The sequence below is a fragment of the Synechococcus sp. R70.1 genome (genome assembly GCF_047461675.1).
GTDB lineage: Bacteria > Cyanobacteriota > Cyanobacteriia > Thermostichales > Thermostichaceae > Thermostichus.
In genome coordinates this window covers 1-11,482 of sequence record NZ_JANSHR010000060.1, presented here as the reverse complement: position 1 = coordinate 11,482, position 11,482 = coordinate 1, and the positions used below count along the sequence as shown (strand labels likewise).

General features: G+C 61.7%; 12 protein-coding genes, 1 tRNA gene and 1 pseudogene. 6 read left to right on the top strand and 8 right to left on the bottom strand.

Annotated elements, in window-relative coordinates; genetic code table 11:
* The first annotated feature begins 368 nt into the window (after nt 1–368).
* Both NW807_RS07960 and NW807_RS07955 read left to right on the top strand, forming a co-directional pair.
* Nucleotides 369–1,355 (top strand): PhoH family protein, encoded by a 987-nt coding sequence (locus NW807_RS07960; RefSeq protein ID WP_414393436.1) that lies wholly within the window; start codon nt 369–371, stop codon nt 1,353–1,355.
* The gene (locus NW807_RS07955; protein ID WP_414425773.1) at nt 1,352–2,080 is read left to right on the top strand and encodes an HAD-IA family hydrolase; all 729 of its coding nucleotides are present in this window, start codon (nt 1,352–1,354) and stop codon (nt 2,078–2,080) included. The genes NW807_RS07960 and NW807_RS07955 overlap by 4 nt, the downstream gene beginning before the upstream one ends.
* Here the strand turns inward: NW807_RS07955 and NW807_RS07950 are convergent.
* From NW807_RS07950 to NW807_RS07940, 3 genes are read right to left on the bottom strand one after another with little or no spacing between them, the layout of a single operon-like run.
* Entirely contained in the window at nt 2,058–2,846 is a 789-nt protein-coding gene (locus NW807_RS07950; RefSeq protein ID WP_414425772.1) for an alpha/beta fold hydrolase, read from the bottom strand. The genes NW807_RS07955 and NW807_RS07950 overlap by 23 nt on opposite strands.
* Nucleotides 2,834–3,592, bottom strand: a complete 759-nt coding sequence (locus NW807_RS07945; protein ID WP_414411131.1) for a lysophospholipid acyltransferase family protein — start codon at nt 3,590–3,592, stop codon at nt 2,834–2,836. The genes NW807_RS07950 and NW807_RS07945 overlap by 13 nt, the downstream gene beginning before the upstream one ends.
* Before the next feature lie 11 nt (nt 3,593–3,603).
* Nucleotides 3,604–4,749, bottom strand: coding sequence for a cob(I)yrinic acid a,c-diamide adenosyltransferase (locus NW807_RS07940; RefSeq protein WP_414393431.1), 1,146 nt, complete (start codon nt 4,747–4,749; stop codon nt 3,604–3,606).
* A 152-nt stretch (nt 4,750–4,901) separates the two neighbouring features.
* Here NW807_RS07940 and NW807_RS07935 point away from each other — a divergent pair, with 152 nt between their 5' ends.
* Both NW807_RS07935 and NW807_RS07930 read left to right on the top strand, forming a co-directional pair.
* Entirely contained in the window at nt 4,902–5,846 is a 945-nt protein-coding gene (locus NW807_RS07935; protein WP_414405436.1) for a PLP-dependent cysteine synthase family protein, read from the top strand.
* 61 nt (nt 5,847–5,907) lie between these two features.
* Nucleotides 5,908–5,988: transfer RNA gene (locus NW807_RS07930), tRNA-Leu, on the top strand.
* 45 nt (nt 5,989–6,033) lie between these two features.
* Here the strand turns inward: NW807_RS07930 and NW807_RS07925 are convergent.
* Entirely contained in the window at nt 6,034–6,132 is a 99-nt protein-coding gene (locus NW807_RS07925; RefSeq protein WP_414425776.1) for a pentapeptide repeat-containing protein, read from the bottom strand.
* Nucleotides 6,133–6,182: 50 nt separating this feature from the next.
* Nucleotides 6,183–6,566, bottom strand: a pseudogene (locus NW807_RS07920) (pentapeptide repeat-containing protein); the annotation flags it as partial.
* Nucleotides 6,567–6,671: 105 nt separating this feature from the next.
* Between NW807_RS07920 and lptB the strand changes: the two are divergent.
* Nucleotides 6,672–7,400 (top strand): LPS export ABC transporter ATP-binding protein, encoded by a 729-nt coding sequence (gene lptB / locus NW807_RS07915; RefSeq protein WP_414393426.1) that lies wholly within the window; start codon nt 6,672–6,674, stop codon nt 7,398–7,400.
* A 12-nt stretch (nt 7,401–7,412) separates the two neighbouring features.
* Here the strand turns inward: lptB and NW807_RS07910 are convergent, their stop codons facing one another.
* Nucleotides 7,413–8,867: a pyruvate kinase gene (locus tag NW807_RS07910; protein WP_414425771.1), complete on the bottom strand. Its 1,455-nt coding sequence runs from the start codon at nt 8,865–8,867 to the stop codon at nt 7,413–7,415.
* A 246-nt stretch (nt 8,868–9,113) separates the two neighbouring features.
* Here NW807_RS07910 and NW807_RS07905 point away from each other — a divergent pair, with 246 nt between their 5' ends.
* Entirely contained in the window at nt 9,114–10,235 is a 1,122-nt protein-coding gene (locus NW807_RS07905) for an LptF/LptG family permease (protein ID WP_414393422.1), read from the top strand.
* Between the two features lie 5 nt (nt 10,236–10,240).
* Here the strand turns inward: NW807_RS07905 and NW807_RS07900 are convergent, their stop codons facing one another.
* Together NW807_RS07900 and NW807_RS07895 are read right to left on the bottom strand one after the other, a co-directional pair.
* On the bottom strand, nt 10,241–11,236 hold the full coding sequence (locus NW807_RS07900; RefSeq protein WP_414405433.1) for a phosphate ABC transporter substrate-binding protein: 996 nt from the start codon (nt 11,234–11,236) through the stop codon (nt 10,241–10,243).
* Between the two features lie 58 nt (nt 11,237–11,294).
* A partial coding sequence (locus NW807_RS07895; RefSeq protein ID WP_414425770.1) for a hypothetical protein occupies nt 11,295–11,482 on the bottom strand: 188 nt, incomplete at its 5' end.

The following is an 11,482-nucleotide window of genomic DNA, read 5'->3' as shown; positions in this document are numbered from 1 at the left end:
ACCAAAAGTGCTGAAAGACCAGGTTCAGATGCCTTTTCATTAATGTAAATCGACATGTAAATCGACAACGTGAATGGCGGAATGTACTGGGAGGCTATACACCCTCAAGGCTAAACTAGCTCTGCTTGATGAGTAACGACTATTTCAGAAGAAAAAGATTTCTTTCAATATTTCTAACTCCGTTGCTAGCAAAAACTCGAACTCGAGGGGGGCGAGTTTTCCCAATTGGTGTCCTAGAACACTCGGACTCTGCTGTCCGAGAAGCCTTTTGCCGAGGCTGGTCAGAACCTGGAGCACTTTAGCCGGAGCTTCTGATAGGATCGCCATCACAGGTCTCAACAGGTCTTAGGGTGCACGGCGCCCACGGCATGCACAACCACTTGACTTCCTCCGCTGTCACCGATCTCGAGATCATCTCTTTGTCAAGTCCCCAGCAGGCCATGTCCCTGGCGGGCGTGCAGGAGTCTAACTTGAAGTGGATTAGCCGCTGCAGCGGCGCCTCGGTTACCCTGCGAGGGCAGGATCTCTATCTGAGGGGAACACCTCAACAGCGGCAGCAGGTGCGGCAGTGGCTAGAATTGCTCAAACCCCTTTGGCAAGCCGGGCACCCTGTAACAGCAGTCGATGCTGAACAAGCCTTCCGTGCTCTCTCCAACCAAGAAGCTGAGGCCTATCGCCAAGTGCAGGCAGGGGTTTTGGCTCGCACCCGCAAGGGAGAGCTCATTCGGCCCAAAACGCCTCGCCAGCAGGAGTACGTACAAGCCATTCGCACCCACGATCTCTGCTTCGGCATTGGGCCAGCAGGCACGGGGAAAACCTATCTAGCAGCCGTTGTCGCCATCACAGCCCTGCAAAACCGCGAGTACGAGCGTTTGATCCTGACGCGACCAGCAGTAGAGGCGGGGGAGAAGTTGGGCTTTTTGCCAGGGGATCTGGTGGAAAAGGTGGATCCCTATCTGCGGCCTCTCTACGATGCCCTGTTTGAGTTTATCGACCCGGCCAAGCTGCCTCAGCTAATGGCCCAGGGAGTCATCGAGGTGGTGCCGCTGGCCTACATGCGGGGGCGTACCCTCAGCAACGCTTTCATTATCTTGGACGAGGCCCAAAACACCACCCCTGAGCAGATGAAGATGGCCCTCACTCGGCTGGGCTTCCGCTCCCGCATGGTGGTTACCGGGGATCTCACCCAAACGGATCTGGGCAAGCATCGCCTGTCGGGCCTGGCGGCTGCAGAGCGCATCCTAGCGGGGGTGGAGGGGGTGGCCTTTTGCTACTTTGACCAGCGAGATGTGGTGCGCCACCCTCTAGTCCAGCGGATTGTCGAGGCCTACGCGCGCTACGAAAACCAGCAATGAGGCCGAAGGCGATCTTTTTCGATGCCGTCGGCACCCTGTTCCGGGTGCGGGGCAGCGTGGGCCAAGTCTACAGTCAGCTAGCGGCAGAATACGGGGTAGCCGTGGAGCCACGGGCGTTGGATCGCGCCTTTGCCCAAGCTTTTGCCAGTGCTCCGCCACCCGCCTGCGTGGGCTTGACGGGATCCCTTTTAGAGGAGTGGGAGCGGGCCTGGTGGCATCAAGTGGTGCGCCAGGCCTTTGCCCAGGTGGAGGGATCCCTTACTGCCTTTGGGGAGGAGCGCTTTGCAGCGTTTTTTGCCCACCTGTTCGAGCATTTTGCCGCAGGGGACCCTTGGGAGCTCTATCCCGAGACGCTGCCAGTTTTGCAAGCCCTGCAACAGGAAGGGATCCAGCTAGGGGTAATCTCCAATTTCGACAGCCGTCTAGTGCGAGTGCTGCAGGCGCTGCAACTGGACGGCTATTTTTCTAGCCTTACTCTCTCTACCCAGGTGGGCTATGCCAAGCCCGATCCCCGCATCTTCCAGGCTGCCCTAGCGGCCCAGGGGATCCCGCCTGCCGCTGCCTGGCACATTGGCGACAGCCGCCGCGAAGACTACGAGGGGGCCAAGGCAGCAGGCCTGAGAGCCCTCTGGCTGGATCGAGAGGGGAAAGACAGCTCCTGCCAAGAGCGAATCGAAAACCTGTGGGGCTCCCTCTTGCTGCTCAGGGGGCCAGAGCGGAATTGAGCAGTAGCGGGGCAAAGACCCCATCGGGCTTGAGCAAGTAGCGCCGCAGGTTCATCTGCCGCTCCAGAAGGCAAGCATGGCCGCTTAAAGGCGAGATCTCCACCTGGGCCTGGGGCAGTCGCTCCGCCAGACGCCGCACCTCCTGTACCGAGGGCAGGAGACGATCCCGCCCCCCCGCCACCAGCAAGGTTGGCAGCCTCATCGACTCGAGGGGCAAATCTTCCACAGCAAAGGATCCCAGCAAGGCTAGACGATGGGCAACCACTTCCGGAGAAACGCTGTGCACGGCCTGGCGCAGCCGCTCCCGATCCGGCGGCTCCATTTGGCCCAGCTCCGCCAAAAACCCTAACCCTCGCTCCGCCAGTTGGTGGTAAAGTCCCGGCGGCAAAAAGGGCAGGAGAACCTGACCTGCCCACCACCAGGGCCGGCGCCGCAGCGAGGAGGCCGGATTGACCAGAATCAGGCCACGACAGCGCTCCGGCTGCTGGGCAGCTACAGCCAGGGCTAGGCAAGCTCCGAAGGACTCGCCACACAGGTAGGCTCCCTCCTCCAGTTGGGATCCCACCCAATCGGCCAAGCTCTCCCAGCTATGCCCCGCTTCGGGATGGTTTAAGCTCAGAGGGCGGACGCGGAACTCGGCTTGCAGAGCCTGCGCCTGCCGGTAAAACAGTTTGCCCGTGCCATCTATACCCGGCAAATAGAGCAGCAGGGGCCGCTTCTGGCGGCTTGGACTAGAGGCGGTGGGCTTGCTTTTCAATCTTTCCATCTCCTTGTCAACCCCAAGCGCACCTGTTCGCGGGCGGCTGCCGTTAACTCCCGAATGAGCTGCAGCCGCTCCTGGCGGCAGGTATAGCGCCTTGCTCCCCTCACCCAAAGAGGGGATCCCACTCGAACCACCACCTGACGGTAGATCACCACCGGATGCCCCCCCGGCTGCTGAAAGCTGGGCTCTGTGGGGTCAAACCAGCGGAAGAAAGCCATGGGGATGTCGATTGCCCGCCACTCCTCTTGGGCCCACACTGCCACCGGTAGGATTGGCAGGGGATCCACGCCAGCAGCCAAGGCCAGATGGGCAAAGCCCGGCTGGAACCGCCCCACCTCCTGCGGTAAGGTCTTGCGGGTCATCTGCTCCGCCCCTTCCGGGAAAATTCCCACCTCCCCGCCCGCTGCCAGGGTGGCCTGCGCCTGGCGAAAAAAGGCAAGCTGTGAACCCGATCCCTGCTGGAGGGGGATACAACCCAGAGCCAAGGCAACCTCCCGCAAGAGGGGCACTTGAGAGAGGTAGTAGTGGCAAGCAAAGCGAATTGGCCGATCCAGCCCCGCAATCAGCACCGGCGCATCCAAAAAGCTGCGATGGTTGCTCACCACCAGCAGGGGGCCCTGGGGAACCCGCTCCTTGCCCTCCACCCACACCTCCGTCTGGAAAAGGCCAAGCAAGAGCTGCGCCAGCGCCCTCGCGTCGGGGAACCCGCTTCGCTGCAGGAGCTGATCCAGCACCACCCAGGATCCCATCGCCACCCTGCTCAGTAATCCACTCCGCGCCGCAGATCGGCTCCCTGCTCGGCGTAGTGCTTGTGGCTCACCATTTCCGAATGGACAGAGGCAAGCTCAAAGTAGGGCAGAGGCGCATGGCAGCGCCCTGTGATGATGATCTCCGTGTCCCGCGGCTTGCGCAGCAAAGCCTCGACAATGGGCTCCACGTCCAATAGCTCCAGATCTACCGTCGGGTTGAGTTCGTCCAGGATGATGGTCTTGTAAAGCCCCGAGGCGATGGCTGCCCTAGCCAGCTCCCAGCCCCGCTCTGCCTCCACATAGTCGATTTCCTGCTGCTTGCCCCGCCAGACAATGGCGTCGCGACCGCAGCGCTGGTGATCCACCAGATCGGGATAGCTCTCCCGCAAAGCGCGAATGGCCGCATCCTCTGTGTAGCCTGTTCCCCCCTTGAGCCACTGCATGATCAGGACGCGGTGGGAGAGATCCTTGCTGATGCCGCGCCCAATGGCCTGCAGAGCCCGGCCCAGAGCGCTGGTGGACTTGCCCTTGCCGTTGCCGGTGTAGATCTCGATGCCGCTGAGGGGGGGCTGTCCGTTCTGGGGATCCGCCGCCCGCCGCACGCTGCGCATTTCCGAGTGCAGATCTGCTAGGTCGATAATTTCCTTGGGGGCGCCCCGCCCGGTGATGATGACCTCCATCTCCTCTGGCTTTTGCTTGAGGGTGCTGACGACCTCATCCACAGGCAGCAGGCCCAGGTCCAGCACCGGGTTTAGCTCGTCCAGCACCACCACCGAGTAGAAGCCCGATGCCAGCGCCCCCTTGGCTACATCCCAGCCGCGGCGAGCCTCTTGGCGGTCAAACTTGGTAATCTCGTCGGGGCCGAAGAACTCTCCTCGCCCCGTGCGCAGTTGATCGATAAGGTGGGGGAAGCCCCGCTGCAGAGCGGCAATCGCGGCGTCCTCTGCATAGGTGCGGCCCGGTCCCTTGAGAAACCGCACCAGCAACACCCGGCTAGGGGCCGAGTTTTCAATCCCCAGCCCAATTGAACGCAGCACAACCCCCAGAGCCGCCTGTGACTTGCCCTTGCCCTCGCCGTCGTAGACGTGGATCTGACCTCGCCGGCGATCAAATTGTTGCGCCGTTACAATGCCGATTTCTGCCCTGCCGCTCCGCATCCTGCTGTTGCCCAAAGCGCTTTTTGCTAACCCCCATCTTAGAGTCTAGCTAAAGGAGCCGGGGAAGCCCAGAAGAGGCTGGAACTGACGAACACCGGGATAAGATGAGCAATGGTTGTCCAGTCCAGTGCTTGTCTAGCGAGGGATCCCGCTTGTACCCGAGTGCGTTTTCTTCTCGCCCCTTGCCCCCTGCGGTCGAGAGCCCCATTGAGCTGGTGGGACGGACGCCGCTCATTCGCCTGCGGCGGGTTACTGCTGATTTGCCGCCAGCGGTGCGAGTTTACGGCAAAGCAGAGTGGTACAACCCCGGCGGCTCGGTCAAGGATCGCCCGGCCCTGAACATGATTCGCGCTGGCGAGCGCGAGGGCAAGCTTACGCCTGGCAAGATTATCCTGGATGCCACCAGCGGCAACACGGGCATTGCCTATGCCTGGATAGGGGCAGCTTTGGGGTACAAGGTGAAGCTGGCCCTGCCGGCCAACGCTAGCCCAGAGCGCAAGAAGATCCTCGCTGCCTACGGGGTGGACTTGGTGCTCACGGATCCAGCCCTCGGCTCCGATGGGGCCATCGAGAAAGCCCGCGCTCTCTACGCCGAAAACCCCGATCTCTACTTCTATCCCGACCAGTACAGCAATCCCGCCAACTGGCAGGCCCACTACGAGACCACAGGGGTGGAAATCTGGGAGCAAACCCAGGGACAGATCACCCACTTCGTAACCGGGCTAGGCACCAGCGGCACCTGCATGGGGGTGGGGCGACGCCTGCGGGAGTACCGCTCTGATATCCAGATCATCGCCATGCAGCCGGACTCCCCCTTCCACGGCCTCGAAGGCCTCAAGCACATGGCCACGGCCCTCAAGCCAGCAATCTACGATCCCAGCTTGCCGGACCGGCACCTCGAGGTCTCCACCGAAGCCGCCCAGAAGATGGTGAAGCGCCTAGCTTTGGAGGAAGGGCTACTGGTGGGCATCTCTTCTGGTGCCAATGTGGTGGCTGCCCTTGAGGTGGCTCGCCAACTTTCCAGGGGGGTGGTGGTCACCATTTTCTGCGACGGGGCCGACAAGTACCTCTCGGAGCGGTTTTGGACCGAGGACTAGGGTTGCCGGCCCCCTAACACCCCGGCCTTTTTGCTGCTAGGATAGAAGAAGTCCAGCTAGCGCGGATGTGGCGGAATTGGTATACGCGCACGTTTGAGGGGCGTGTGGCTTTGCCATGCGAGTTCGAGTCTCGCCATCCGCAGTGGGCTTTCACGCTTGACACTTCTCCTAGAGGGAGCTCTTTGCGCTACTCCCGGACAGCACCCTGAAAGCGTGGGCCTTGGGTGCGGGCACAGCGCAGGTCAGCTCCAACCAGGTTGGCATGACGCAGATCGGCCCCGCGCAAGTTCGCGCCGTAGAGAGATTAGCCCCCCGCAGGTCAGCACCGCGCAAATCCGCCCCCTCCAGGTAGCTACCGCTAAGATTGGCGCCGCGCAAGTTGGCTTGCGGCAAATTGGCTCCCACCAGGTAGGCACCGCTGAGATCGGCGCCGGTCAGGATAGCGCGCTCCAAGTTGGCCTCGATGAGGTCGGCACCCTGGAAGTTGGCTTCTGCCAGATCCAGGTTGCTTCCCAGACGGCAGTTGGGGCAGGCTTTGGAAGCCAGTAGGTAGCGCAGGAAGCAAGCGTTGGGGGTGGCAGCGGCAGTGGAGGCAACCGTTGCCGTGGTCAGCAGCGCCAGAATAGCGGAAGCTTGGAGAGGGAAATTCGTGGTAGCCAAGTTAACGACAGCAACCCAGCGGAGCGAGGTTGTCCTGCATTGCTCCCAGGATAGGGACATCTGGACCTCCTGGAGCAACAGTGGGGCCCACTGCTTTTGCTGGAACTAGCTTTCGGGATCCGCCAGCATTGATTAGGAAAAAGCGTCTAGTCCTGGGCTGGCCCTATGCAGATTCGACTGGAAAACATCTGTAAGCGCTATGGCCGCCGCGAGGTGGTCAAGGATGTCAGCTTGAGCATTGAGCAAGGGGAAATCGTCGGGTTGCTGGGGCCCAACGGAGCGGGGAAAACCACCACCTTCTACATCATGACTGGCCTGATCCAGCCCAACCGCGGCCATGTCTGGCTAGATGACCAAGATATTACCCATCTGCCCATGCATCGCCGCGCCCAATTGGGGATCGGCTATCTGGCCCAGGAGCCGAGCATCTTTCGCCGCCTTAGCATTCAAGACAACCTGCTGCTAGTTATGGAGCAGACGGGGGTGCCTCGCCGCCTCTGGCAGCAGCGCCTCAACCACCTGCTCGAGGAGTTCCGCATTGCCCATGTGGCCCACAGTTTGGGTTTGCAGGTGTCGGGGGGAGAACGGCGCCGCGCCGAGATTGCCCGCGCCCTGGCTGCTGGGATCCACGGACCGAAATTTTTGCTGCTGGACGAGCCCTTTGCGGGGGTGGATCCCATTGCGGTGGCCGACATCCAGGAGGTGGTGGCCAAGCTCAAGCAGCGGGGCCTCGGCGTCTTGATTACCGACCACAACGTGCGGGAGACGCTGGAGATCACCGACCGGGCCTACATTCTCAACGAGGGAGCCATTCTGGCCAAGGGCACGGCAGCAGAGCTGGCGGCGGATCCCCTGGTGCGCAAGTATTACCTGGGGGAGAAGTTTCGTCTTTGATGCTGCTTCATCTTAGCGCCAGGAGTACAAAGCGCGCAGGCGTTGGCTTTTCTTGTGTTGGTGGGCTTGCATCCGGGCCAGCAGCTCATCCAGAAGGGCAACTGCCTCCAGGAGATAGGGGCCTTTGTTGAGCATGACGCACTCGGCGCGGGCAGACATCACCGCATCGGAAAGCTCAGGCCGCGAGGGCAGGCCCTCTTTGGTGAGCTGATCCAGCACCTGCGTAGCCCAGACCACCGGCACATGGGCCGCCTCGCAGATCCACAGCAGTTCCTCCTGGATCTCCCCCAAGCGCAGCCAACCTATCTCTACGGCCAGATCCCCCCGGGCAATCATCACCCCCAGCGGTCGACAGCCGTCGGCGGCCGCGATCAAGGCGGGTAGGTTTTTCACCGCCCGCTGCGTTTCAATCTTGAGGAGCAAGCCCAGTTCAGGACGGGCCTGGCGCCGCTCCAGCTCAGAAAACAGCAACTGCAAATCTGCCGGCTGCTGGACAAAGGAATAGCCCACCAGGTCGGCATGCTGCACCACAAAGTCCAAGTCTTGGCGATCTTTCTCGGTCAGAGGCTGGATCGGGAGCTGGCTGTCGGGAAAGTTGAGGCCCTTTCCCTCCCGCAACTTCTTGCCCTGCGGGGCGACTTTGTCCACCTCCAGCACCACCCCTACCGGCTCGATCCCCACGACACGGGCGCCGATTTTGCCGTCGTCGATCCAGACAGTTGCCCCCACCTGCAGGTGCGCCAAGATCTCTGGCGGGGTGCAAGCCACCTGGCAAGAGGGGTCAGAGGTGACCGGCGGCATGGCTGCCGTGAGCAGGATGCGATCCCCGCGGTACACCTTGGCTTTGCCGGGGGGCATGGCCACCGGGCCCGTGCGGATCTTGGGGCCGGCCAGGTCGAACAAAATCTTGCAGCGCCGTTGAGTCTGGGCTTCGGCCTGGCGCAAGTGGGCCACCATTTTCTCCCACACCAGGGGATCGTCGTGGGCGCAGTTGATCCGGGCCACGTTCATCCCCCGTTGCAGCAGTTGCAGCAGCAGCTCGGGCTGCTCGGCAGCTTCGCTGGGCAGGGTCACCATGATGCGGGCGCGGCGGTGGGGAGAAGGAGGGCCAAACAGCGCCTCAGCATGCTGCTCCAGCGCCATGTCCCCAGCGTAAAACTCCTCATGGCTGGGCCCCTTGTGGCTTAGGCCCTGCGTGGCTGCCAAAGTGGCGATCACCGCATCCAGGGTCTCTAAGACCCGCGATTCACACCGTCCCAGCGAGGACAGCCCCACCGCAGCCAGCTCCAATTGCAGGTTGCGCAGATCGTGTTGGCGTAGCGCCAGGTAGCGCGCCAGGTTGCAGAGGGCTGCAGGAGGGTTCGCAAGGCAGCCCCAGGCGGCCAGGTAGTTCTGGGATCCCTCGACAACCTGCTGTCGTAGCTCCAGGAGCCGCTCCAGCAAACCCTTGAGATGGAAAGAAGCCATGCTGGAACCCAGCCCAGTCCTCTGCCCGCCTAGGTCGATCGTAGGCGGATTGGATTGAGAAAGGGAGGGAATTAACCTTTTGTTCCCCAAGGTTCCGGTCTAAAGTCGTTAACAGCCTTCACCTCTTGGGCGAAGGGCTTGCTGTCCCAACTACCCTTAGGTTGCGTGAAACTCTCCTCTCCTTCCACTCCTTGTTCGGTCAAGCAGTCTTGCCGCAGGCTCTCCCTCGTCTGTGCAGTAGGCCTAATGGATCGCTACATCCTCTCCGAGATGCTCCTGCCGTTTCTCGGTGGGGTGGGGGCGTTTACCACCCTGGTGATGGCCGTGAGCTCTCTGTTTGAGCTGGTGCGCCTGGTGGTGGAGGCGGGGCTATCGATTTCAGTGGCCCTGCAGGTGTTCCTGCTGCGGGCACCGGGGATCATCGTCTTGACGTTTCCCATGGCAATGTTGTTGGCGACGTTGCTGGCCTATGGGCGCCTGTCTGCCGATAGCGAGATCACGGCTCTGCGCGCCTGCGGCGTGAGCCTCTACCGCCTGGTGGTGCCGGCTGTCCTGCTCAGCTTGTTGGTAACGGCGCTAACGTTTCTGTTCAACGAGCTGGTGGTGCCGGTGAGCAATCGCCAGGCAGCCTTGACTTTAAACCGCGCTTTGAACCGGTATCCTGACTTTCGCCGCGAGAACATCCTCTACCAAGAATTTGGCGAGATCCTCACGCCGGAGCCCGATGGCAGCTTTTCCCGACGGCAAGGGCTAACCCGTCAGTTTTACGCCCGCAGCTTCGATGGCCAAGAGATGCGCGGCGTGATCGTCCTGGATGTCTCCAACGAGGCTCTCAGTCAAATTCTGCTGGCGCAGCGGGGGCGCTGGGATCCCCGGGAGAACCTCTGGGTGTTTGAGGAGGGCACCACCTACATCGTTTCGCCCGACGGCACCTACAGCAACATCGCCACTTTTTCCCGCCAGGAGCTGCGTCTGTCGCGGGCGCCGCTGGATTTGGCCCAGGAGGTTCGCAGCCCCGAGGAGATGAACATTCCAGAGCTGCGCCGCTACATTGAGGTTCTTGCCAGCTCAGGGGATCTGCAGCGGGTACGCCGCCTCCAGGTCAACCTTAGCCAGAAGTACGCCATCCCCTTTGCCTGTCTGGCCTTCACCCTGATCGGGGCCCCGCTGGGCCTACGACCCCAGCGCACCAGTTCTTCTTTGGGCTTGGGCCTCAGCGTGCTGATTATCTTTGCCTACTATGTGCTCCTGTTTGTCAGCCAGGCGCTGGGGCAGATTGGGACGCTGGGGCCAGAGGTGGCAGCCTGGCTGCCCAACTTCGTCTGCCTAGGTATAGGCGGGGCCTTGCTGTACCGCGCCAACCGCTAGGCTGGCTAGCGCAGCGGGATGAACTCGGTGCGGCCAATGATCTGTTGGCCTTGATCCGAGAGGGCGTAGTTAATGAAGTCAGCCACCACAGGACTGGTTTTTCGCGGCACCACCAAGAACACGTTGCGGGCCAGCGGGTAGCGGCCACTTTGAATGGCCTCGCGGGTGGGCATCTGGCCGTCGATGGGCACCATCCTCACCGTTTGCTGGTTCTGCACTTGATCCACAGTGCTGTAGGTGATGCCGTCTTCCCCCAGCGCCCGCAAGAGAGGAGTGGTGACGTCTTGGGTGGCGGTGGTGAAGTAAGGGGGGTTGTCGGGAGCAAAGGGCGACCCCAATAACACCAGCTCTTGGAAAACGCTGTAGGTGCCACTCTGGGGAGCGCGGTTGAGAACACGAATCCGCCGATCCGGACCGCCCACCTGGCTCCAGTTGGTAATCCGACCCTGGAAGATATCGGCCAATTGCTGCAGCGTCAGTCCTCCTTTGTAGGGGTTGTTCACCCCCACCGCCACCGCCAGGGCATCTTTGGCCACCGGGATCGCCTGTAGACCCGCCTGCACTTCGCTGGCATTGAGGGGGCGGGAGCTAGCGGCCATCTGGATGCGACCTTCCATCAGGGCCTTCAGGCCGGCATTGGATCCATTGGGCTTGCCATCCGGGATCCCGTAGGTGATGGGGATGCCGGGGTTGCGCTGGGTGTAGCCTCCCTTCAGGGCCAAGACGAGCCGGATCATCGTGACGCTGCCATCCACCTGGAGCACTACTGGGTTGGGCAGAGAAGTATCCAGATTAACGGCGTTGGCAGGCGGGTTGGGTACCTGGACCTGAGGGGGGTTGGGCGCTGTTGGGGCTTGGGGCTGAGCAGTCGGGCTCCCAGAGGTGCGGCTAAGCCAGGAGCTGAGCAAGCCTGAGCGATGGGCATACCAGCCGCCCCCCCCCAAGATGGCAATCAGGAGAATATAGACAATTGGCGGCGGGCCAGAAGGTCGTGTGGCCATGGAACTCCTCCTGGGGAACGGGGATAACCCTCCTCTGTTGTATCAGCTACCCCCCTCTTTAGGGAGCAAAGTCTCTTACCTCCCGCAACTCAATCACATCGGCACGGGGATCTGCTTGGAGGACCTCCAACTCAATCCAAGCCCCCAGCGGCACCTGCCGCTCCAAGCGCACCGGCACGCGAAAGGCAATTTCATCCAGCATGGCCATCACCAGGTTCTCCTCCTCGCGCAGGTAGCCCAGAACCA